Source organism: Streptomyces sp. NPDC028928 (assembly GCF_055564915.1).
Genome location: NZ_JBVHVI010000001.1, coordinates 1047933 through 1070878, shown reverse-complemented (window position 1 = coordinate 1070878; position 22946 = coordinate 1047933). Strand labels below are relative to the sequence as shown.

The window sequence follows — 22946 nt, the reverse complement described above, 5'->3', positions numbered from 1 at the left end:
CGGACTTGCGCGGCACGCTCCCGGCGCACTCGTTCACCCGGCGGCCGCGAACTCCCGCATCCCCTCCGCGAATCCGACCTCCGGCTTCCAGCCCAGTTCGGCCCGCAGCCGCGAGGAGTCGGCCGTGATGTGCCGTACGTCCCCCAGCCGGTACTCCCCGGTGACGACCGGCGCGGGCCCGCCGTGGGCGTCGGCCAGCGCGCGGGCCATCTCTGCGACGGTGTGCGGCTCACCGCTGCCGGTGTTGTACGCGGTCAGCACCCCCGGAGGGCAATCTGCCTCCAGCGCCACGACGTTGGCCGCGGCCACGTCCCGCACGTGCACGAAGTCCCGCCGCTGCCGCCCGTCCTCGAACACCCGCGGTGCCTCACCGCGGGCGAGCGCGGACCGGAAGAAGGAGGCGACACCGGCGTACGGGGTGTCGCGGGGCATGCGGGGCCCGTACACGTTGTGGTAGCGCAGCGACACGGCGGACCCGCCGGTCGCCCTGGCCCAGGCGGCGGCCAGATGCTCCTGGGCGAGCTTGGTCGTGGCGTACACGTTGCGCGGATCGGCCGGCGCGTCCTCGCCGACCAGCCCCGGAGCCAGTTCCGCGCCGCACACCGGGCACCTCGGCTCGAACCGCCCCGCGTCCAGATCGGCGACCGCCCGCGGCCCCGGCCGGACGACCCCGTCGCGCGGGCACACGTACCGCCCCTCCCCGTACACCACCATCGACCCGGCCAGCACCAGGTGCCGTACCCCCGCGTCGGCCATGGCGGAGAGCAGTACCGCGGTGCCCAGGTCGTTGCGGGAGACGTACTCGGCCGCGTCCCCGAACCCGACCCCGAGCCCGACCATCGCGGCCTGATGACAGACGGCGTCCACACCGGCCACGGCCCGCGCGACCGCCACCGGGTCGCGTACGTCCGCGCCCGGATCCGTCCGTACGTCGAACACCACCGCCTCGTGCCCGCGCGCCCTCAGCGCCTCGACGACATGAGACCCGATGAACCCGGCACCGCCGGTGACCAGAACCCGCATACGCCCACGCTAGGCCCGCCACGGCGGCGGAACACGAGACCGCGCCCGTACGTCACGACTCCGTAAGCCGTGCCCGGGCTCCCGCACCGTCCGCGACAGCCTCTCGGGGTCGCGGACGGCGTACGGGCCGGTGCGGGGGCCGTCGGTGATGCGCACCGCGAAGACCGTGGTCGTTAGGCTGCTGCCGTGACCGAGGGCGAGAGCACGGCAGCCGGCGAGGCCGGCACGGAGGGGACCCGGACGCGTCTGTGGGTGGAGCGGAGCCTGCGCCCCGGTGAACGGATCCGTGGTGGGGCGCGGCTGCGCGGGGGCTGGACCTCACGGATGCGGCGGCTCGACGTCGAGGGGAACGGCGAGCGGTACTCCCTCGTCCTGCGGTCGTTCGTCAAGCCGTTCTACGTCAGGCACGCGCGGGGACTGCTCACGCGGGAAGCGGACGTCCTCCGGCTGCTCGCGGACAGCAGCGTCCCGGCCGCCCGGCTGCACGCCGTCGACGCCACGGCCGAGCACTGCGAACACCCGTCCCTGCTGATGTCGTCGCTTCCCGGGACGCTCCGGCTGACGGGGGAGGGCATCGGGCGGACGACGGAACTCCTCGCCCGGCAACTCGTCGCGATACACGCGGTGTCCGTGCCGGAAGGAGCACGGCCGCGCGCCTACGAGGCGTGGACCGGCCCGGAGCGGGTGCGGCTGCCCCGGAGCCCGGGACGGCCGGACGTGTGGCGGCGTGCCGTGGACGTGATCCGCCGACCGCCCCCGGCACACCGGCCCTGCTTCCTGCACCGCGACTTCCACCCGGGGAACGTGCTGTTCTCGGGAACGGGTGCGGATCTGGCGATCACGGGTGTCGTGGACTGGGTGGAGACGTCCTGGGGCCCCGCCGACCTGGACGTGGCCCACTGCTCGACGGCGCTCGCCCTGCTGCACGGAGTGCCCGTGGGCATGAGCCTGGCGGAGCACTACGTCGCGGCCGGCGGAACACTCGCCGAGGAGCCGGCCGGCCACCTGTACTGGCGGATCCTCGACGCGCTGGCCTTCGCTCCGGACGCCGAGAAGGTCGCCGAGCCCTGGCGGGAACTGGGCAGGCACGACCTGACACCCGCCGTTCTCACGGAGCGCCTGGAGGCGTACCTCCAAGCGCTCTTCGAGCGGTACGGCTGACGCCCGCTCCGGCCCTACCAGGTGACCGGCAGGCGCAGCGGGAAGCGGCGGATGGTGCCGGTGTCCCACTGGATGTCGCCGGGGTCGACGTCGAGACGCAGGCCGGGGAAGCGCGTCAGCAGTCCGGTGACCGCGCTGTCCAGCTCCGCCCGGGCGAGCGGTGCGGCGAGGCAGTGGTGCCCGCCCCAGCCGAACGTCATGTGCGGGTGCACCGGCCGTTCGAGGTCGAGCGTGTGCGGGTCCGGGAAGACGGCCGGGTCGCGGTTGGCCGCCAGGTAGGACACGTGCACGTAGTCGCCGGCCTTGATGGCGGTCCCCTCGATCTCCGCGTCCTCCAGCGCGATCCGCGGGATGCCCACGCCCTTGCGGAAGGGGATGAACCGCAGCAGCTCCTCCAGCGCGCCGGGGAACCGCTCCGGGTCGCGCGCGAGCGCGGCGCGCTCCTCGGGCCGGGTCAGCAGCAGATAGGCGATGTTGCTGATCTGGCAGGTCGCGGTGTCGTTGCCGCTGAGGATCAGCGTCACCGCCAGCACCGCCAACTCGTCGTCGCTCAGCGGCTCCTCGCCCGGCGGCACCTCGGCGGTGGCCATCGCGCTGAGCAGGTCCTCGCCGGGCGCGCTCCGGCGGGCCGGGATGAGTTCGGCGAAGTACTTCCGGAGGCTGGCCTTGGCGTCGGCCGCGTCCTGCCGGGCGTCCGGGGACGTGGCCAGCAGCCGCATGGTGTACGCGCGCAGCTCGTCGCGGTCGGCCTCGGGGACGGCGAGCAGCTCGCAGATCGTCAGGTGGGGCAGCGGAACCGACAGATGGGTCACCAGGTCCGCCGGCGGCCCCGCCTCCGCCATCGCCGTGAGCAGCCCGGCCACCACCCGGTCCACGGCCGGCCGCATGGCCGCCACCCGCTCCCGGGTGAACGCCTGGGCCGTCACATGCCGCAGCCGGGTGACGTGCGGCGGGTCCGTCACGTTGATCGACTCCGGTGACACGATGGGCTCGGGCGTCATCCTCGGATAGTCGCGCCCCACGATCGCCGCCCGGCTGAACCTGGGATCACAGGTCACCTGACGCACTCCGGCGAAGCTGGTCACCAGCCACGCCTCGGCCTCGCCGTAGGGCAAGCGGATCCGGCTGACCGGGCCGCGCTCCGCCAGCGCGGCCAGCGCGGGGTCGAACTCCAGCGCGTCGGCGAAGTCGAACGGGCAGACGGGCACTGCCGTGTCGTGGAACGACATACAGCCTCCTTTGCGCGCCGCTGGGCGCGTCGCTTCCGAGGTGCGGGTCCTTCCCGTGCCGGCCGCCGAGCGTCGGACAACGATGTCGGCACGGCCCGTCACCGTGTCGGAGACGCTTCCCGCCGGGATGTCGGGGGCCGGCCGATGCACAAAGGCGCTGATCCGGTCAGCTGGGCTGCCCCTGGAAGAGGCCACCGCGTCCACTATGCGGGAGATCGGCCGGCCTCGCAGAACGGACGCTTCAGGCAACCAGCCGGCCCTGCGTCCGGCGTCGGCTCACCCCGGTGTCCCGCCGTCCGCTGTTCCCGGCCGGGTCAGGCCCCGCCGTCCTGGGCGCGGACCAGGCCGGCCGGGCGCATGTCGGTCCAGTGTTCCTCGACGTAGGCGAGGCAGGCGTCCCGGCTGTCCTCGGGGTGGGCGACCCGCCAGCCGGGCGGTACGGCGATCGGGGCCGGCCACAGCGAGTGCTGGTTCTCGGCGTTGACCAGCACCAGGAAGCGGCCGTCGGGGTCGTCGAAGGGGTTGGCGGTGTCCATGGGATGCGGGGCTCCTCCTGGTCAGTGCCCGGGCCGGGCGGGGCCGTGCAGGGCCTCGGCGAGGACGCGGGCGATCCGGGCGGCGGGGTCCGGCCGCAGCATGTGGGTGTGCCGGCAGGGCACGGAGTGGGGGGTCCGAGTGCCGGCGATGAAGGGGCGCCAGGCCTCGTCGATCGGGAGGCGGTGGGAGTCGAGGTCGGCGCTGAACAGCAGGGCGTCGCCGCCGTAGTGGGGCGGGCGGTAGCGGCCGAGGATGCCGACGCTGTGGGCGTACACCTCGACCAGGGTGTCGAGGGTGTGTTCGTCCAGGGCGGCGAGGGCGCTGCCCTCGCGATGCAGGAGGGCGCGCAGGGCGGCCCGGTCGGTGGGCGCCTCCGCGGCGCGCAGCACGTCCGGGTCGAACGAGTCGAGGGCCCTGATCAGCAGTTCCCCTTCGTCGGTGGGGTCCCAGGAGGGGGTGGCCGGTGCGCCGGGCGGGGCGGGCCGGGCATCCAGCAGGGCGAGCAGCGCGACCTGTTCCCCGGCCTGCTCCAGCCGGGCGGCGATGTTGTGGGCGACCATGCCGCCCAGCGACCAGCCCACGAGGTGGTAGGGGCCGGCGGGCTGGATCTTGCGTATCTGGCCGAGGTAGTCGGCTGCCATGGTGTCGACGCTGTCCGGCATGGGCTGCGACCGGGCGAGCCCGCGTGCCTGGAGGGCGTAGACGGGGTGGTCGGGCAGATGCCGCATGAGGGCGGCGTAGCACCAGCCGAGGCCGCTGCCGGGGTGCAGGCAGAACAGGGCAGGCCCGCTGCCGGTGGGGCGCAGCGGCAGCAGCGGGTCGAGCCAGTCCTGGTCGTCGCTGCTGCCGAGCCGGCGGGCCAGCCGGGCCGGGGTGGGGTCGCGGAAGACGGCGCTGAGCGGGAGTTCGGCGCCGAGCAGGGTGCGGATCCGGGTGATGAGGCGGATCAGCAGCAGGGAGTGGCCGCCGAGGGCGAAGAAGTCGTCGTCGGCGCCGGCCCGGGGCCGGCCGAGGACCTCCGCGAAGAGCGTGCAGAGCAGTTCCTCGTGCGGGTTGGCGGGGGCGCGGCCCGGGCCGGGGGCGGCGCCGGCCGCCGGTGCCGGGAGGGCGCGCTTGTCGAGTTTGCCGTTGGCGGTGAGCGGCAGCGTGTCCAGCTGGACGAGGTGCGCGGGGACCATGTGGTCGGGCAGGGCGTCCGCGACATGGGCGCGCAGGGCCGCCGGATCGGCGTCGTGGCCAGGGCGGGGCACCACGTAGCCGACGAGTTCCTGTCCGCCGTCGGCGGCGGGGCGGGCGACGACGGCGGCCCGGGCCACGGCAGGGTGGGTGGCGAGGCGCGCCTCGATCTCGCCGGGCTCGACCCGGAAGCCGCGGATCTTCACCTGGCCGTCGGCGCGCCCGAGGTATTCCAGTTGTCCGTGCCGGGTGCGGCGCACGAGGTCCCCGGTGCGGTACATGACCGTGCCGGGCGGCCCGTACGGGCAGGCCACGAAGCGGGCCGCGGTCAGGGCGGGCCGCCGCAGGTAGCCGCGGGCGACCCCGGCGCCGGTGGCGTACAGCTCGCCGGTCACGCCGGGCGGTACGGGGTTGAGGGAGGCGTCCAGCACCAGGAGCCGGAGGTTGCTGACCGGGTCGCCGAGGGGGACGGTGTGCGGCCAGCCGGCGGGGTCGCCGTCGAGGGTGTGGGTGGTGACGGCGTGCGTCTCGGCGGGGCCGTACACGTTGTGGACGCGCCGGGCGGGCCGGCCCGGGCGGGGGGCGCAGAAGTCCTTCAGGCGGGGCGTGGCGGTCAGGGCCTCGCCGCCCTGGAGGAGGTCGGTCAGGTCGGGCAGGTCACGGCCGCGGGCAGCGGCGGAATCCAGCAGGGCGTCGATGACGGAGGTCGGCGCGTACAGCTCGTTGACGTGTTCGTCCGCGAGCCAGCGGGTGGCGCGGTCCCCGTCCCGGCGGGTCTCCTCGTCGGGCAGGACGAGGGTCTTGCCGGTGACGAGGGTGGCCAGGATCTCCTGCACGGAGAAGTCGAAGCCGAGGGCGGTGAACTGGCCGACGCGGGTGCCGGGGCCGCCGGGGAAGCGGCCGCGGTGCCAGGCGAGGAGGTTGGCCAGGCCGCGGTGGGGCATGGCGACGCCCTTGGGGGTGCCGGTGGAGCCGGAGGTGTAGATGACGTAGGCGAGGGTCGCCGGGTCGGGGCGGTGGCCGGGCGGGTCGTCGGGGAGCGCGGAGAGCGTCCGCAGGGTGGCGGGGGCGTCAAGGACGACGGTGGTGCCGCGGTGGGCGAGCCGGGGCAGGGCGGCGGTGCGGGTGAGGACGACGTCGGGGCCGGCGTCGGCGAGGACGGCCCGGATCCGGGTGTCCGGATGGGCAAGGTCGAGCGGCAGGTAGACGGCGCCCGCCTTGAGGATGGCGAGCAGGGCGACGGGCAGGTCGAGGCCTCGGGGCAGGGCGACGGCGACGAGCCGCTCGGGTCCGGCGCCGAGCGCGGCGAGGTGGCGCGCCAGCCGGTTGGCGCGGGCGTCGAGTTCACGGTAGGTGAGGACGCCTTCGGCGTGGCTGCACGCGGGGGCGCCGGGGGTGCGGCGGACCTGTGCCTCGAAGAGTTCGGGCGCGGTGCGCCGTACGGGCACGGCGGGGGTGTCCGCGGCGAGCAGGGTGTGCCGTTCGGCGGGCGAGAGCAGGTCGGCGGCGCCGATGGGCCGGTCGGGGTCGCGCAGGGCGGCGTCCAGGAACCGGACGAGACGGTCGAGGAGGGCGGCGACGCTCTCCCGGTCGAACAGCTCGGTGCTGAACTCGACGGTGGCGCGCAACCCGTCGGGGGTGCCGTCCGGCCGGTGCTCCTCGGTCAGCAGGAAGGTGAGGTCGAACCGCGAGGTACCGGTGCCGACGGTCTCCTGCCGCACGGTCAGCCCGGGGAACCCGAAGTCGCCGCGGGGGGTGTTCTGGAGGGCGAGCATGGTCTGGAAGAGGGGGTTGCGGTTCGGGTGCCGTGGCGGGTTGAGCACCTCTACGAGGCGTTCGAACGGTGTCTCCTGGTGCGAGTAGGCCGCGAGGTCCGTTTCCCGTACGCGTCCCAGCAGTTCCCGGAAGGTCGGGTTCCCGCCTGTGTCGGTCCGTAGGACCAGGGTGTTCACGAAGAATCCGACCAGTGCGTCCAGCCGGTCGTCCGTGCGTCCGGCCACCGGTGTGCCCACCACGATGTCCGGTCCGGCGCCCAGCCGTGTCAGCAATGCCGCCAGCGCCGCGTGCAGCACCATGAACACACTCGTCCCCGACACCCGTGCCAGCTCCACGATCCCCCGGTGCAGCTCCGCCGGTATCCGTCCGTGCAGGAGTTCGCCCGTCCGGGTGGCCTCGGTCGGGCGGGGCCGGTCGGTGGGCAGGGCCAGTTCCTCGGGCAGCCCGGCCAGTACGGTCGTCCAGTAGGCGTTGTCGTCGGGGGGATTGTCGTACTGCCAGAGCGTGTAGTCCGCGTACTGCACCGGCAGCGGCTGCCACTTCGGGGCCCGGCCCGCGCACCGGGCCGCGTAGGCGGCGGCGAGGTCGCGGGCGAGGGGGCCGTTGGACCAGCCGTCGCACGCGATGTGGTGCACGGTCAGCACGAGGACGTGCTCGTCCTCACCGACCACGAGCAGTTCGCCGTGCACGGGGAGCCCGGTCGTCAGGTCGAAGGTCCGGCGGGCGGCCGTGCGCACGGCCTCGGCGAGCCTGCCGCGGCGCACGGGTACGACGGCCAGGTCGGGCCGGGCCTCGGCGGCGGGCAGTACCCGCTGGTACGGCTCTCCGTCCACCTCGTGCACGACTGTCCGCAGTGTCTCGTGCCGGGCCACCACGTCACCCAGCGCCCGTTCCAGGGCGTCCCGGTCCAACGGGCCGGTCAGATGCAGTGCGAAGGGGATGTTGTAGCTCGGGTCCGGCCCGTCGAGCCGGTTCAGGAACCACAGCCGGCGCTGGGCGGACGACAGCGGGATCCGGGCGGGGCGGGGGCGTGGGGTCAGCGCGGGCCGGGCCCGGGCGGCGGTTGCGACGCGGGCCGACAACCGGGCGGGGGTGGGTGCCTCGAAGAGGTCCCGGATCCGCAGTTCGACCCCGAGGACCGTGCGCACCCGGCTGACCAGTCGGGTGGCGAGCAGGGAGTGCCCGCCCAGGGCGAAGAAGTCGTCGTCGGCACCGACACCGTCGGCTCCCAGCACCTCGCCGAACAGTTCGCGGACGAGGGCCTCCTCGGGGGTGCGCGGTGCCCGGCCGTCCGCGGTGCCGGTCCGTTCCGGTTCCGGCAGGGCGCGGCGGTCCAGCTTGCCGTTCACCGTCAGCGGCAGCCGCTCCAGCGGGACAATTACCGACGGCACCATGTACTCGGGCAGGACCTGCGCCGCGAACGCCCGCAACTCCGCCGGATCACATGCCGTCCCGGCCGCCGGGACGACGTAGGCCACCAGGTCCTGGCGTGCCGACGGCACCACCGCCGCCTGCGCCACCGAGGCGTGCGCGGCCAGTCGCGCCTCCACCTCACCCGGCTCCACCCGGAAACCCCGGACCTTCACCTGGGCGTCCGCGCGGCCCACGAACTCCAGCACGCCGTCGGCGTTCCAGCGCACCAGGTCCCCGGTCCGGTACATCCGCTCGCCCTCGCCCCCGAAGGGACAGGCCACGAAACGCCCCGCCGTCAGCCCCGGCCGGCCGAGGTAGCCCCGTGCCAGCCCGGCACCGGCCACGTACAGCTCTCCGGTCGTGCCGGGCGGCACCAGCCGCAGCGACTCGTCCAGCACGTGCACGCGGACGTTCGCCATGGGCGTGCCGATCACCGGGGTACTGCCCGTGACCTCGGCGATCAGGGTGTTGATGGTGCACTCGGTCGGGCCGTAGTGGTTGTAGAAGGTGACGCCCTCGGTGGCGGCGAGGGCCCGCCAGGTCTCCTCGGTGATCGCCTCACCGCCGACCAGCAGGACGGCGGGCCGCTGAGCGGACTCGAACAGCCCGGCCTCGGTGAGGGCGCGCAGATAGGAGGGGGTGCAGTTGACGGTGGTGACCTGCTGCTCCCGGACGTACGAGGTGAGCGCCTCGGCGTCGCGCCGGATGTCGTCCGGCAGGACGTGCAGGGGAACACCGCGCAGCATCAGGGCGAGTTGCTTCAGCGATCCGTCGAAGACGAACGGGGAGACCAGCGCGGCTTCGGAGCCGTCCGCCCACAGCCGGGGCGCCGGCAGCGCGGCCCGCAGTCCGGCGCAGTAGTTGACCACGGCGCTGTGCGGCACTTCCACACCGCGCGGTTCGCCGGTCGAGCCGGAGGTGTACAGGATGTACGCGGTGTCCGCGCCGTCGAGCGGGCGCGGGCGCGCCCGGTCGTCGGGGTCCGTCTCCGGGGAGCGGTCCAGCGCGCCGTGGACCGCCGGGTCGTCGAGGAGGATCCGCCGGGGCGCCGGAGCGTCCGCCGGCGGGTCGTCGGCCCGGGTGGTGACGAGGAGCGCCGGGGCCGCGTCGGCGAGGATGCGGCGCAGCCGGTCCACCGGGTAACCGGGGTCCACGGGGAGGTAGGCGGCTCCGCTCTTCAGGACGGCGAGCAGTGCCACGACCATGTCGGCCGACGCCGGCAGGCAGAGCGCGACGCGTCCGCCCGGCCCGGCGCCCCGCGCGGTGAGCAGATGGGCGAGGCGGTTGGCCCGCGCGTTGAGCTGCGCGTAGGTGAGCCGCCGCGCGCCGTGGACGAGGGCCGTACGGTCCGGGGTGCGGGCCGCCTGGGCCTCGAACACCTCGGCCACCGTGCGGTGTCCGGGCGTGACGGCGGGGCCCTGTCCCCACGCGAGCAGCTGCTCCCGCTCGGCGGGGGCGATGAGCTCGTGGGTGCCGATGGGGAGGTCGGGGCGGGTCGTCGCCGCACCGAGCAGCCGGATCAGGTACGTGCCGATGCGCTCGGCCGTGGTGTGCTCGAAGAGGGCCGTCGCGTAGCGGATGCGCATCCCGAGTCCGGCGGGGGCGCCCTGCGCGTCGCGCTCCTCGATGAGGTCGAAGAACAGGTCGAACTTGGCGGCGCCGGTGTCGACGGGTTCGAGGCCGACGTCCAGGTGTGGCAGGTCGGGGGTGGGTGTCGCGCCCGACTGGAGGGCGAGCATGGTCTGGAAGAGGGGGTTGCGGTTCGGGTGCCGTGGCGGGTTGAGCACCTCTACGAGGCGTTCGAACGGTGTCTCCTGGTGCGAGTAGGCCGCGAGGTCCGTTTCCCGTACGCGTCCCAGCAGTTCCCGGAAGGTCGGGTCCCCGCCCGTGTCGGTCCGTAGGACCAGGGTGTTCACGAAGAATCCGACCAGTGCGTCCAGCCGGTCGTCCGTGCGTCCGGCCACCGGTGTGCCCACCACGATGTCCGGTCCGGCGCCCAGCCGTGTCAGCAATGCCGCCAGCGCCGCGTGCAGCACCATGAACACACTCGTCCCCGACACCCGTGCCAGCTCCACGACCCCGCGGTGCAGCTCCACCGGTATCCGGGTGGACACGAGGGCACCGCCGCGCTGGCCGGTGGTGCTGCGGGGGCGGTCCACCGGGAGGGGGAGTTCGTCGGGCAGCCCGGCCAGTGTGGTCGTCCAGTAGGTGTCGTCGTCGGGGGGATTGTCGTACTGCCAGAGTGTGTAGTCCGCGTACTGCACCGGCAGCGGCTGCCACTTCGGGGCCCGGCCCGTGCACCGGGCCGCGTAGGCGGTGGAGAGGTCCTCCGCCAGCGGCCGCAAGGACCAGCCGTCGCAGGCGATGTGGTGCAGGGTCAGCTGGACCACGTGTTCGTCGTCACCGAGTGTGAACAGTTCGGCTCGCAGTGGGAGTTCCGCCGTCAGGTCGAAGGCGTGCACCGCGCCCGCGCGCAGGACTTCGGCCAGTTCCGCGGCTCCGGCCGGCCGGGCCTCCAGTACCGGTCGGGCCTCGGTGGTGGGCAGTACGCGTTGGTACGGCTCTCCGTCCACCTCGTGCACGACTGTCCGCAGTGTCTCGTGCCGGGCCACCACGTCACCCAGCGCCCGCTCCAGGGCGTCCCGGTCCAGCGGGCCGGTCAGACGCAGAGCGAAAGACACGTTGTAGCTGGGATCCGGCCCGTCCAGCCGGTTCAGGAACCACAACCGGCGCTGGGCGAACGACAACGGGATCCGGGCGGGGCGGGGCTGCGGGGCCAGTGCGGGCCGGCCCCGGTCGGCGGTTGCGACCCGGGCCGACAACCGGACAGGGGTGGGTGCCTCGAAGAGGTCCCGGATCCGCAGTTCGACCCCGAGGACCGTGCGCACCCGGCTGACCAGTCGGGTGGCGAGCAGGGAGTGCCCGCCCAGGGCGAAGAAGTCGTCGTCGATGCTGACCCGGTCCCGTTCCAGCACCTCGGCGAACAGCCGGCACAGGGCCTGCTCGCGCGGGGTGCGGGGCGGGCGGCCGTGAGGCACGGTCGAGCGTTCCGGTTCCGGCAGGGCGCGGCGGTCCAGCTTGCCGTTCACCGTCAGGGGCAGCCGCTGCAGCGGGACGATCGCCGAGGGCACCATGTACTCGGGCAGGGCCTGGGCCGCGAACGTTCGCAACTCCGCCGGATCACATGCCGTCCCGGCCGCCGGGACGACGTAGGCCACCAGGTCCTGGCGTGCCGACGGCACCACCGCCGCCTGCGCCACCGAGGCGTGCGCGGCCAGTCGTGCCTCCACCTCGCCCGGCTCGACGCGGTGGCCGCGGATCTTCACCTGGGTGTCGGCGCGGCCGATGAACTCCAGTTCGCCGTCGGTGTTCCAGCGCACCAGGTCCCCGGTCCGGTACATCCGCTCGCCCTCGCCCCCGAAGGGACAGGCGACGAAACGCCCCGCCGTCAGCCCCGGCCGGCCGAGGTAGCCCCGTGCCAGCCCGGGACCGGCCACGTACAGCTCTCCGGTGGCGCCGGGCGGCACCAGCCGCAGCGACTCGTCCAGCACGAACGCCCGCATGCCGTGCAGGGGCCGGCCGATGGGGACGCGGTCGCCGAGGGTGTCGGCGGCCGGAACGATGTGGCGGGTGGCGAAGGTGGTGGTCTCGGTGGGGCCGTAACCGTTGGTGATCTCCAGGCCGGGCTCGGCGCGCAGGACCCGGCGTACGGCGTCCGGCGACACCGCGTCGCCGCCGGCCCACAGCCTGCGGATGCCATGGAAGCAGCCGGGCTGCTCATCGGCGAGCACATGGAACAGGCCCGCGGTGAGCCAGAGCGCGGTGACGCCGTGCCGGGTGACGAGGTCGCGGATCACCGGACCGTCCACGTCTCCCGGCGGCGCGACGACGACGGTGCCGCCGGTGAGCAGAGGCACCCACAGCTCGAACGTGGAGGCGTCGAAGGCCAGGGGCGAATGCCACAGGACGCGCTCGTAACCGCCCGTCCGCCAGACCGGCTCGCGAGTCAGCGCCACGATGTCGGCGTGGGTGGTCATGATGCCCTTCGGGACTCCGGTGGAGCCCGAGGTGTGCATGACGTAGGCAAGGTCGTCCGGCCGGGGCGCGGCGGGCTCCGGGGCCGGGCCGGCCGGCGCGGCGGGGGCCGGGTCCGGGACGGTGAGCGTACGGACGTGGCCGGGCCAGTCCGGGGCCGGGCCGGGCACGTCGGTGAGGACGAGGGCCACGGAGGCGTCGGCCAGGACGCGGTTCCTGCGGTGCGGCGGAGCGGCCGGGTCGAGGGGGACATAGGCGGCGCCGGCCTTCAGGACGGCCAGCACGGAGACGACCGCCCGGGTCGAGCGGCGGTGCAGGACGGCGACCGCGGCACCGGGGCGCACCCCCTCCTGGGCGAGGCGGGCGGCGAGCCGGTCGGAGGCCTCGTCCAGGGCGCGATAGGTGAATTCGGCGTCGGGTCCGGACACGGCGACGGCATCCGGGGTGCGGGCCGCCTGGGCGCGGAAGGCCTCCGGGACGGTGCCGGAGAGCGCGGCGGCGGGCGCGGCGGGCGGCCGCAGCAGTCGGTGCTCCTCCGGGGTGAGGAGGTCGATGTCGCCGATCTTGCGGTCGGCGTCCGCGATCACCTCGCGGAGCAGGGTCTCCAGCCGCCACCACAGCTTCTCCGCCGTGGCCTGTGCGAACAGTGCGGCGTCGTATGCGAGGACGCAGGCGAGTCCGGCGGGGGCGCCCTGCGCGTCGCGTTCCTCGGTGAGGTCGAAGAACAGGTCGAACCGCGCGGCCTTGGTCGCGACCGGCTCAAGGGCCACGTCCAGGCCGTGGAGGCGTGGGGTGGGTGTCGTGCCTGGCTGGAGGGCGAGCATGGTCTGGAAGAGGGGGTTGCGGTTCGGGTGCCGTGGCGGGTTGAGCACCTCTACGAGGCGTTCGAACGGTGTCTCCTGGTGCGAGTAGGCCGCGAGGTCCGTTTCCCGTACGCGTCCCAGTAGTTCCCGGAAGGTCGGGTTCCCGCCTGTGTCGGTCCGTAGGACCAGGGTGTTCACGAAGAATCCGACCAGTGCGTCCAGCCGGTCGTCCGTGCGTCCGGCCACCGGTGTGCCCACCACGATGTCCGGTCCGGCGCCCAGCCGTGTCAGCAATGCCGCCAGGGCCGCGTGCAGCACCATGAACACACTCGTCCCCGACGCCCGTGCCAGCTCCACGACCCCGCGGTGCAGGCCGGCGTCGACGGCCCGGTGCAGGCGTTCGCCGTGGTGGGCGGGCGAGGCGGAGCGCTTGTGGTCGGTGGGCAGGGGGAGTTCGTCGGGCAGCCCGGCCAGTGTGGTCGTCCAGTAGGTGTCGTCGTCGGGGGGATTGTCGTACTGCCAGAGTGTGTAGTCCGCGTACTGCACCGGCAGCGGCTGCCACTTCGGGGCCCGGCCCGTGCACCGGGCCGCGTAGGCGGTGGAGAGGTCCTCCGCCAGCGGCCGCAAGGACCAGCCGTCGCAGGCGATGTGGTGCAGGGTCAGCTGGACCACGTGTTCGTCGTCACCGAGTGTGAACAGTTCGGCTCGCAGTGGGAGTTCCGCCGTCAGGTCGAAGGCGTGCACCGCGCCCGCGCGCAGGACTTCGGCCAGTTCCGCGGCTCCGGCCGGCCGGGCCTCCAGTACCGGTCGGGCCTCGGTGGTGGGCAGTACGCGTTGGTACGGCTCTCCGTCCACCTCGTGCACGACTGTCCGCAGTGTCTCGTGCCGGGCCACCACGTCACCCAGCGCCTGCTCCAGGGCGTCCCGGTCCAGCGGGCCGGTCAGACGCAGAGCGAAAGACACGTTGTAGCTGGGATCCGGCCCGTCCAGCCGGTTCAGGAACCACAGCCGGCGCTGGGCGAACGACAACGGCACCCGCTCCGGCCGCTCGGACCGCACGACCACCGGACGCGCAGCCGCCACCGCCCCACCGAGCCGCCCGGCCAGCGCGGCCGGGGACGGCGCCTCGAACACGTCGCGAACCCTGATCGCGGTGCCGAGCGCCGCGCGGATCCGGGCGACCAGTCGGGTGGCGAGCAGGGAGTGCCCGCCCAGGGCGAAGAAGTCGTCGTCGGCACCGACGCCGTCGGCTCCCAGCACCTCGCCGAACAGTTCGCGGACGAGGGCCTCCTCGGGGGTGCGCGGTGCCCGGCCGTCCGCGGTGCCGGTCCGTTCCGGTTCCGGCAGGGCGCGGCGGTCCAGCTTGCCGTTCACCGTCAGCGGCAGCCGCTGCAGCGGGACAATTACCGACGGCACCATGTACTCGGGCAGGACCTGCGCCGCGAACGCCCGCAACTCCGCCGGATCACATGCCGTCCCGGCCGCCGGGACGACGTAGGCCACCAGGTCCTGGCGTGCCGACGGCACCACCGCCGCCTGCGCCACCGAGGCGTGCGCGGCCAGTCGCGCCTCCACCTCACCCGGCTCCACCCGGAAACCCCGGACCTTCACCTGGGCGTCCGCGCGGCCCACGAACTCCAGCACGCCGTCGGTGTTCCAGCGCACCAGGTCCCCGGTCCGGTACATCCGCTCGCCCTCGCCCCCGAAGGGGCAGGCGACGAAACGCCCCGCCGTCAGCCCGGGCCGGCCGAGGTAGCCCCGTGCCAGCCCGGCACCGGCCACGTACAGCTCTCCGGTGGCGCCGGGCGGCACCGGTCGCAGGGTGGCGTCCAGGACCCAGACCCGCATGTCGCCGAGGGCGCGGCCGATGGGCACGGTGGTGCCGAGGGGGCCGGGGTCCAGACGGCGGTTGGTGCAGGCGGTGGTCTCGGTGGGGCCGTAGAGATTGTGGACGGTGCGGTCGAGGACGGCGAAGAACTGTTCGGCCAGGCGCGGGGTGAACGGTTCGCCGCTGCAGACGACATGACGCAGGTCCGTGCAGCGCGCGAGTTCCGGTTCGAGGAGCAGGACCTCCAGCATCGAGGGAACGAAGTGGGCGGTCGTGACGCGGTGGCGGCGGATCACGGAGGCGAGGTAGGCGGGGTCCTGCTGGCCGCCGGGGCTGGCCACGACGACGGTGGCGCCGGTGACCAGCGGCCAGAACATCTCCCAGACGGAGACGTCGAAGCCGGGGGACGTCTTGTGCAGGACGCGGTCGCCGGCCCGCAGCCGGTACTCGCCCTGCATCCAGCGCAGCCGGTGGGTGACCGACTCGTGCCGCAGCACCACACCCTTGGGCACCCCGGTCGAGCCCGAGGTGTAGAGGAGGTAGAAGGGCTGGTCGGGGTGGGCCGGGCTGGTCGGGGCCGGCCGGTCGGCGGGGTGTGCCGTCAGGGCGTTGCGGACGGCCGGGTCGTCGAGCAGGACCGCGTCGGTCAGCAGGGCCGGAGAGGCGGCCTGGGCCGGAGAGGCGGCCTGGGGCGGAGAGGCGGTCTGGTGTGAAGAGGCCGCCTGGGGTGAGGAGGCGGTCTGGGGTGCGGCGGTGCCGGCGGTGCGCAGCCGGGCCAGGGTGGCGCGGTCCGTCAGGAGCAGTACGGGCCCGGCGTCGGCGAGCATCGTGTGCAGGCGGGCCGTGGGCAGGTCGAGGTCGAGGGGGAGGTAGGCGGCGCCGGACTTGAGGACGGCTAGGGAAGCCACGACCGTCCAGGCCGAGCGGGGCAGGGCGATGGCCACGACCCGCTCGGGCCCGGCGCCGCGCTCGTGCAGCAGCCGGGCGAGCCGGCCGGCCGCCGTGGCGAGTTCCCCGTAGCTGAGCACGGCGGGCCCGGCGGGCCCGGCGGGCCCGGTGGCGCTCCGGCCGCCCGCTGTGTACCCGGCGGTCCTGGAGCCGCCGCTACTGCCCGCATGCCCGGTACCTCCGCCGTCCTCCCCGTCCCCCGTGTCGACGATGACGGCTATGGCGTCCGGGGTGCGGGCGGCCCGGGCGTCGAAGAGTTCGGGGACGGAACGGAAACCTTGCAGCATGCTGACCCCTCCTGCGGGGCGGGCGCCGGCCCGCCGGCTCAGCTGAGTTTCAGGCCCAGGCCGACCACGGCGCGGCGGGGCAGCACGGAGCGCCAGCCCCCGCCGGCGGGGTCCTGGCCGGTCATGGTGCGGCGGGCCGCGGTGTCGTCCCCCTGGAACACGTCCTTGCCGCGTTCCAGGGCCCAGCGGGCCGCCGCCTCGGCACCCATCCGACGGCGGGCGCGCTCCAGGCCGTACATGTCCAGCAGATAGGCGCCGAGCCGCAGTTCGGCCTCCTCGCGCGTCGGCCCGGTGACGGTGTACGGGTCGTCCAGCTCCACCAGCCGCTGCTCGGCGAAGCCCGCCTTGGCGAGCAGCCCCTCGATCTCCGTGCCGGTGAAGTGCGGGAACTTGTGCCCGGTGACGGAATAGGGGTCGACCACCTCGGCGAACCAGGTCTCCATCGGCGACCCGACCAGGAAGTCGTGGAGCAGGAAGACACCGCCGGGGCGCAGCATTCGGTACGCCTCGGTGGCCACCCTCACCCGCTGCTCGACGGGGATGTGGTGGGAGCCGTAGGCGAGCAGCACCACGTCGACGGAGTCCGGGCGCATCAGCGGCCGTTCGGCGCGCTGGAGAAGTGCCGGGAGGCCGGCGGCGAGTGCGGCCTCCACCATGAACGGCGAGGCGTCGCAGGTGAGCACGGAGAGCCGGGCGAGGCCGAGGTGCGCGCAGACCCGCCGGACGAGGCCGTCACCGCCGAGGAGGTCGATCAGCAGCAGTTCGCGGCCGGGTCCGGGGTCCGCGGCGTGCCGTACGGCCAGGTCCATGAGGTGACGGATACCGACGGCCCGGGCGGTCATGTCGCTGGCCTGGGCCCGGACGTAGGCGTCGCCGCGGCCGCCGGCGGCGTCGGCGCCGAAGTGGTCCCGGTCGGGGGCCGCGGCGCGGAACTCGGCGCCCCAGGCCAGGGCGCGCTCGCGGTCGACGCAGGCGTACAGGTCCGGGTGGTCCCGGCGTAGTGCGGTGAGCTGGGCTCGGACGTCGTCTCCGGGGATGTCGCCTGGCATGGTTCGCTCCTTCATGTGCGAACCCGGCATGGCTCGCTCGTCAGTGTCCGGGCTCGGCACGGCTCGCTCGTACAAGTGCGGGCCCCGCACGTGTCGTTCCTTCGTGTGCGGGCCTGGTGTCGCTCGCTCCTTCATGCGCGGGTGCGGCAGAGCGCGGGCCCGGTGACGGCGGGCTCGAACCGGGCGGCCGGGGCGGGGCGGCATCCGGGACCGGTGGCGCGTAGGGGTCGACGCAGTCGGCCGGCACGTACTCGATCCGGGTCGGGGTGCCGAGGCCCTCCTCGCGGGCGAGTTCGGCGAACACGTCCAGGACGACGTGGTCCTCCAGCGCGGTGCCGGTGGAGTCGAAGACGGTGAGGCCGGTCCGGAAGGCCGCGGCGCGGCCTGGGTCGGCGCACAGCAGGCCGAGGGAGGGACCGACACGGGAGGCGTCGAGGCGCTGGCACTCGCCTTCCCTGCGGGCCTGTTCCGGGTGGTCGGGGCAGACCAGGACGGCCCGGCGCAGCAGTTCCAGGGGCAGTTCGGTCTTGCCGGGCAGGTCGGCGCCGATGGCGTTGACGTGTGCGTCCGGTGCGTCTGGCACGGTGGGCAGCACCGGTGGCGCGCCGGGGGCCACGGTGGTCGCGGTGCACAGGACGTGGGACTCGGCGGCGATGGTCCCGGGGTCGCTGACGCGTACCGGCAGGCCGGTGAAGGCCACTCGGCGGCCCAGGCTCCGGGCCCGGTCCGGGTCGATGTCGTGCACCAGGACCTCGCGCAGGGGCAGGACCCGGCTGAGGGCGTGCACCTGGGTGACGGCCTGGGCGCCGGCGCCGATGACGCCGAGGACGGTGCTGTCGGGGCGGCCCAGGAGGCGGGTGGCGACCGCTGAGGCGGCGCCGGTGCGCAGGGCCGTGAGGAGGACGCCGTCGCAGAGCACGGTGAGCCGGCCGGTGACGTCGTCGAAGCGGGCGATGGTGCTGAGGATGGTGGGGAGGCCGCGGGTTCCTGGGTTGTCGGGGGTGTAGGCGACGAGTTTCAGGGTGATGGCCCGGCCGGGCTGCCGGTGCGGCATCCACTCCAGCACGCCGGTGTGCTCGCCGTCACGGACGAAGCCCGCGCGGGCCGGTGTGGTGTCGGGTCCGGCGCGCTCGCCGGCGAAGGCCGCCTGCAGGCGGTCGATGACGCGGTCCATGACGGCGTCCCTGCCCCTGCGCCGGATGATCTCGGCGATGTGGCTCTGGTCGAGCACCGTGGTGGATTCCGCTGCCCCAGAAGGTGGCTCCGGATCAGCGGGCATTGATTTCCCTGTGTATTTCCGCCCAGTTCGCGGACAGCAGGTCGGGGTAGCCGCGGAACCCCTTCTCCAGATGGGCGTAATCGTCCAGGTCGCGGCACATCTGGGCGGCGGTGGAAAGAGAGTGGATCTTGTGCTGCTTTTCCGTGGCGCCGATGTGCAGGTAGAAGTACTCGCAGTTCTCGTGGAATTCTTCCAGTTCGAACAGCGGCATGTAGTTGCGGACGCCCTCGTAGATGAAGACGAGCTGCGAGTAGGCGTGCCACTCCTGGGCGAGGAGGGCGCCGCAGACCTCGGCGGGGCGGCTGCTGCTGAACAGCCGGTGGCTCTCCTCGATCAGGGCGCGGGTGGTCGGCAGGACGGGGGCGGTGAGCGAGTCGAAGTCGACGTCCACCCCGCGCAGCCGGGACAGCAGGGTCTCGAAGAACCGCCGGAGCAGCACCGAGTGGGCCTTGCGGGAGTCACCCATGCCCATCTCGTCGGCCAGGTTCTCCACGGTCTCGGCCCGTGCGCGGACGTCACGCATGTGCAGGAAGGCGAGGGCGATCCGGTTCGGGGTGTCGCTCACCCGCTCGTAGAAGTTGCGGGCGAAGAGTTCCACCTGGTCCGCGGTGAGCGCCCGGTTCATCCAGGTGCGGTAGAAGGCGTTGTCGAGAGCGTCGCTGGCCGCGGTGGACCTGGCGAGTTCACGTATGCGCTCTTCCAGTTTCGCGGTGAGGTGCTGTCCGGTTTCCGTATGTGCCTGACTCAAGTCTCCGCCTCCAGGGGATGCGCGGATGCGCGGCGGGGTCTCCGCCATGAATCCTTCGGGGGGTGCACACAGATGGGATCGACGGGCCCTATCAGGCCGCTTTGATCAACGGTCGTCGATCGTACGGGAGTTTATTTTGCGCAGTCAACGAATAGATTCGGCCGACACCGCGTGCAGGGCACACCGGTCGACCGTGAAAGACTGGTCAATCGCATGTAAAGATTCCGCGGGCCTGATCGCCGGAAGGGATTTCTTTCGGCCACTGGGGCGCCTCGAAAGGGCGGCGGGGGGCTGGATCCGGCCATACGCCGTTGTGGTGTCCGGCGGCTCTGCGGATGGCCGGGAAGCGGTGGTGCGGGGGTGGCCGCCCGTGATCGGCTGGGAACAGGCCAGGACGCGCGTGGGAAGTGAGGGCACGTGAGGCAGGCGGATGCGGAATCGGCCGGGCGTGCGGACACGGTGACGGTGCCGTCGCTGTGGCGCAACCGGGACTTCGTGCTGCTGTGGTCCGGTCAGGTGCTGTCCACGCTCGGCACCCGGATGTCGTCCGTCGCCGTCCCGCTGATCGTGCTGGCCATGACCGGCTCGCCCGGCCGCGCGGGGGTCGCCGGTTTCGTCTCCACCCTCCCCTACCTCCTCTTCTACCTGCCCGCGGGGGCGCTCCTCGACCGGCTCGACCGCAAGCGGGTGATGCTGTGGTGCGAGGGCGTGCGGGTGGTCGCGCTCGGCAGCGTGCCGGTGGCCCTGTGGCTGGGCCGGCTGACGTACGCGCAGCTCCTGGTGGCGGGTTTCGTCGGCGGCACCTGTTACGTCTTCTTCAGCGTCGCCGAGAAGTCCGTGCTGCCGGCGCTGGTGCGTCCCGAGCAGCTGACACCGGCACTCGCCCAGCAGGAGGCGAAGTCCCGGGGCGCCGGCCTCGCCGGCCCGCCGCTCGGGGGCCTGCTGTACGGCGTCGCGCACGCGTTGCCCTTCCTCGCCGACGCCCTCTCCTACGTCGTCTCCTTCCTGACGGTCTCCGCCATCCGCGCCGATCTGCGGGTACGGCGCACCGACCCGGCCGGGTCGCTGTGGCGGGAGGTGGCGGCCGGGGTGCGCTGGCTGCTCGGCCAGCCGTTCATCCGGGTCACCGTGGTGTGCGTGGCGCTCACCAACGTCATGTTCCAGGCGCTGACCCTGGTCCTGATCGTGCTCGCCCGGCATCTGGGGGCCTCGTCGGGGCTCACCGGTGCCGTGCTCGGCTTCTTCGGCTGCGGGGGCCTCGCGGGGGCGTTCGCCGCGCCGTGGATCCAGCGCCGGCTCACCCCGCGGACCGTGGCGATCGGGGCGACCTGGCTGTGGGTGCTGCTGCTGGTGCCGATCGCCGCGATGCCGTCCCCGCTGACGCTCGGTCCGCTGGTGGCGGCGATGGCGTTCATCGGCCCGGTGTGGAACGTGGTGGTCGTCGGCTACCAGTACAAGGTCATCCCGGACCACATGCTGGGCCGGATCAAGAGCATCGTCCTGCTGGTCAGCTGGGGTGCCATCCCCTTCGGCTCACTGATCGCGGGCGGCCTGCTGGACCGCACCGGCCCGCGCGGCGCCGTCCTGGCCCTGTCCGGCCTGACCCTCTTGGTCGCCCTGATCGCCTCGCTGAGCCCGGGACTCCGGCGGGCGGCGGTCCTCGCCGAGGGATAGCGGAGCCGGGGGGCCGGGCTGGAGGACCGGGGCCGCCCGGCTGCCGCCGACCGGGACGTCGGCGGCGTGAGCCGTCCGCGGACCAGCCGGTGGGCGAGGCGCGCCACCCCGATCAGGCCCCCCGGACCCTGCCGGTCGCGTCGAGTGGGAACAGGCATCGACTGACGAACCGTCAGTAGAGGGGGCCTCGGGTCGGCATGCGTCCGGAAAAAGCCGCCCTCAGCCGTCCACACCCGGGAAACGCGGTCGTGGCTCGAGCGGCACTCCCGGCGGCTCCGGCGCGGGCAGCGGGTCCCCTTCGTAGCCCTTCACCTCGCCGAAGCGGGTGCCCGTCATCCAGTCCGCGCGGGCCTGCTCGATCTCCGCCTGGGTCCGGGCCACGAAGTTCCACCACATATCGAACTCCGCCGCTGTTTTCGCAGGTCAACAGCCTGCGCGACTGCTCCTGGTCAGCAAAAGGTCAGCATCAGTCGCGAGGAGTCGGTTCGCGTGGCACAGGGTTCGTTGCCCCGGGGGATGGGTTCGTTCTTCAAGGGCTGCGAGCATCCGCGCTCGCGGTGGTCGAAGTGCTCCCACCTCTAAAAGATCCGGTACCGGTCTGCAGCCGGTAATCAGTTGGAGGAGACGGGGTTCGCCACTCAGGACGACGCGATCGAGCGTTTGACGGAGATCTACAAGGAGAAGAAGGCCGCAAGGCAGTCGCAGCCGAAGGCGGAGCGCATCCGGAAGTACGGGGCGATGCGCTTCGAGGAATACGCCGAGGAGTGGAAGGCCTGGCAACGGCACCTGGCCGTGGCCTCCCTTCGGCACCTCGACTCGCTCCTGGTGCATCACATCTACCCGGCGCTCGGCAGCCGGCGGATGAACTCCTTCGACCACAAGGTGGTCGACGGCTTCGTCCGCACCATGGAGCGAAATGGCGCCGGTCTGGCCACGCAGTCCAACGCCTTCGACAAGGTGCGTGCGATCCTCCACGACGCCCATCGGCTCGGGCTCTTCTCCGACAACCACCCTGTGGCCGGCGTCAACGAGCCGCAGTACGAGTCCGGGCGGGCTGTCATCCCGTCTCCCGAGCAGCTGCGCGCCATACGCGCTGCGGGCGATGACGCGTTCATGCTGATCGTCGACATGATGAGTGGCTGCGGTCTGAGGAACGGCGAAGCGTTCGCGGTGAATCTCAACAACATCGTCGCCGATGACGTGTACCGGGTGTCTGAGTAGGTTGTCATGACCTCCCGGCAGTACGGGCCGCTCAAGCACCGGAAGCTCGGGGAGTATCGGGATGTTCCCCTGCCGGCCCAGGTGAAGGAGACAATCGAGTGGTACGCCGACAAACACGGAACGGTCGATGGCTATCTGCTTCGGCACCCGAGCGATCCCACCAGGCCCTATCCGCACTACGCGGTGGACAATCAGTGGAAGCGGATCAAGGCGTCGGGCAAGGTGGACATCCCGGAAGGCATGGTGGTCTACGGGAATCGCCACTGGTGATGCGGGAGTAGACGCCGCCGTCCGGAGAACGCAGTTCGAGCCGGTCATCGACGAGTCGGTGCAGGCCCCAGCCGGGGATGGTCCGCAGATCGGCGAAGCCGCAAGGCATGCGCCGCATCCCGGCCGCGATCGCACCCTCCACCTGGATCTCCTTCGGCTCGCCGCCGGGCAGGCGCGACATCATCGCGCGCTGCGGCTCGAACAGCGCCATCGGCATCGGGTCCTCTCTGTCGGTGGTCTGCACGGTGCCGGTGTCCGGGGCGATGCCGGTGGCGACCTGACCTAATCCGAGCGCGGGGGAGTCCTGTAGAGCAGCCGGCTGTGGTCGTCGACCTTGTCGCTCAGCTGCGCCCCCGCCGCCAGGATCTCCGCCCGGCTGACGGCTCGGCCGTCGATGTGAAACCGCTGACGAGGTGGTTGCTGGCGGTCACGCCGCTGCTTCATGGGATTGAACCGTCCCATCGTAGTCCCCCCGGTGTGTGATCAGCC

The 22946-nt window shown here is 73.1% G+C and carries 13 protein-coding genes and 1 pseudogene; 5 read left to right on the top strand and 9 right to left on the bottom strand.

The features are described from left to right. Positions 1–33: 33 nt before the first annotated feature. On the bottom strand, positions 34–1023 hold the full coding sequence (locus ACZ4U1_RS04630; RefSeq protein WP_467899505.1) for an NAD-dependent epimerase/dehydratase family protein: 990 nt from the start codon (positions 1021–1023) through the stop codon (positions 34–36). Between the two features lie 186 nt (positions 1024–1209). Here ACZ4U1_RS04630 and ACZ4U1_RS04625 point away from each other — a divergent pair, with 186 nt between their 5' ends. Then, positions 1210–2184: a phosphotransferase family protein gene (locus ACZ4U1_RS04625; RefSeq protein ID WP_467899503.1), complete on the top strand. Its 975-nt coding sequence runs from the start codon at positions 1210–1212 to the stop codon at positions 2182–2184. A 14-nt stretch (positions 2185–2198) separates the two neighbouring features. On the opposite strand, the gene ACZ4U1_RS04620 is transcribed toward ACZ4U1_RS04625, so the two are convergent. The 6 genes from ACZ4U1_RS04620 to ACZ4U1_RS04595 form a co-directional block, all read right to left on the bottom strand. Next, positions 2199–3413 carry a cytochrome P450 gene (locus ACZ4U1_RS04620; RefSeq protein ID WP_467899500.1) on the bottom strand — a complete coding sequence of 405 codons (1215 nt, stop codon included), beginning with the start codon at positions 3411–3413 and terminating at the stop codon, positions 2199–2201. A gap of 314 nt (positions 3414–3727) precedes the next feature. Beyond that, positions 3728–3949, bottom strand: a complete 222-nt coding sequence (locus ACZ4U1_RS04615) for an MbtH family protein (RefSeq protein WP_467899498.1) — start codon at positions 3947–3949, stop codon at positions 3728–3730. A 21-nt stretch (positions 3950–3970) separates the two neighbouring features. Then, on the bottom strand, positions 3971–16216 hold the full coding sequence (locus ACZ4U1_RS04610; protein WP_467899496.1) for an amino acid adenylation domain-containing protein: 12246 nt from the start codon (positions 16214–16216) through the stop codon (positions 3971–3973). A gap of 38 nt (positions 16217–16254) precedes the next feature. After that, the gene (locus tag ACZ4U1_RS04605) at positions 16255–17265 is read right to left on the bottom strand and encodes a class I SAM-dependent methyltransferase (protein ID WP_467899494.1); all 1011 of its coding nucleotides are present in this window, start codon (positions 17263–17265) and stop codon (positions 16255–16257) included. A 40-nt stretch (positions 17266–17305) separates the two neighbouring features. Next, entirely contained in the window at positions 17306–18496 is a 1191-nt protein-coding gene (locus tag ACZ4U1_RS04600) for an ornithine cyclodeaminase family protein (protein ID WP_467899492.1), read from the bottom strand. Positions 18497–18533: 37 nt separating this feature from the next. After that, on the bottom strand, positions 18534–19292 hold the full coding sequence (locus ACZ4U1_RS04595) for an iron-containing redox enzyme family protein (RefSeq protein WP_467899489.1): 759 nt from the start codon (positions 19290–19292) through the stop codon (positions 18534–18536). 417 nt (positions 19293–19709) lie between these two features. Here ACZ4U1_RS04595 and ACZ4U1_RS04590 point away from each other — a divergent pair, with 417 nt between their 5' ends. Next, the gene (locus tag ACZ4U1_RS04590) at positions 19710–20966 is read left to right on the top strand and encodes an MFS transporter (RefSeq protein ID WP_467899487.1); all 1257 of its coding nucleotides are present in this window, start codon (positions 19710–19712) and stop codon (positions 20964–20966) included. Positions 20967–21185: 219 nt separating this feature from the next. Here the strand turns inward: ACZ4U1_RS04590 and ACZ4U1_RS04585 are convergent. Beyond that, positions 21186–21371: pseudogene (locus tag ACZ4U1_RS04585) on the bottom strand (pirin-like C-terminal cupin domain-containing protein); the annotation flags it as partial. 210 nt (positions 21372–21581) lie between these two features. Between ACZ4U1_RS04585 and ACZ4U1_RS04580 the strand changes: the two are divergent. The 3 genes from ACZ4U1_RS04580 (at position 21582) to ACZ4U1_RS04570 (ending at position 22738) form a co-directional block, all read left to right on the top strand. Next, on the top strand, positions 21582–22187 hold the full coding sequence (locus tag ACZ4U1_RS04580) for a hypothetical protein (protein ID WP_467899485.1): 606 nt from the start codon (positions 21582–21584) through the stop codon (positions 22185–22187). Positions 22188–22193: 6 nt separating this feature from the next. Continuing rightward, the gene (locus tag ACZ4U1_RS04575; protein ID WP_467899483.1) at positions 22194–22457 is read left to right on the top strand and encodes a hypothetical protein; all 264 of its coding nucleotides are present in this window, start codon (positions 22194–22196) and stop codon (positions 22455–22457) included. Positions 22458–22564: 107 nt separating this feature from the next. Then, positions 22565–22738 (top strand): hypothetical protein, encoded by a 174-nt coding sequence (locus ACZ4U1_RS04570; RefSeq protein WP_467899482.1) that lies wholly within the window; start codon positions 22565–22567, stop codon positions 22736–22738. Between the two features lies 1 nt (position 22739). Here the strand turns inward: ACZ4U1_RS04570 and ACZ4U1_RS04565 are convergent, their stop codons facing one another. Next, positions 22740–22901, bottom strand: coding sequence for a hypothetical protein (locus ACZ4U1_RS04565; protein WP_467899478.1), 162 nt, complete (start codon positions 22899–22901; stop codon positions 22740–22742). Positions 22902–22946: the final 45 nt, after the last annotated feature.

Excerpts from the sequence above, each read along its gene's own strand:
- ACZ4U1_RS04630 (WP_467899505.1), bottom strand. The coding sequence starts at position 1,023 with ATGCGGGTTCTGGTCACCGGCGGTGCCGGGTTCATCGGGTCTCATGTC.
- ACZ4U1_RS04620 (WP_467899500.1), bottom strand. The coding sequence starts at position 3,413 with ATGTCGTTCCACGACACGGCAGTGCCCGTCTGCCCGTTCGACTTCGCC.
- ACZ4U1_RS04615 (WP_467899498.1), bottom strand. The coding sequence starts at position 3,949 with ATGGACACCGCCAACCCCTTCGACGACCCCGACGGCCGCTTCCTGGTG.
- ACZ4U1_RS04610 (WP_467899496.1), bottom strand. The coding sequence starts at position 16,216 with ATGCTGCAAGGTTTCCGTTCCGTCCCCGAACTCTTCGACGCCCGGGCC.
- ACZ4U1_RS04605 (WP_467899494.1), bottom strand. The coding sequence starts at position 17,265 with ATGCCAGGCGACATCCCCGGAGACGACGTCCGAGCCCAGCTCACCGCA.
- ACZ4U1_RS04575 (WP_467899483.1), top strand. The coding sequence starts at position 22,194 with ATGACCTCCCGGCAGTACGGGCCGCTCAAGCACCGGAAGCTCGGGGAG.
- ACZ4U1_RS04570 (WP_467899482.1), top strand. The coding sequence starts at position 22,565 with ATGCGCCGCATCCCGGCCGCGATCGCACCCTCCACCTGGATCTCCTTC.
- ACZ4U1_RS04565 (WP_467899478.1), bottom strand. The coding sequence starts at position 22,901 with ATGAAGCAGCGGCGTGACCGCCAGCAACCACCTCGTCAGCGGTTTCAC.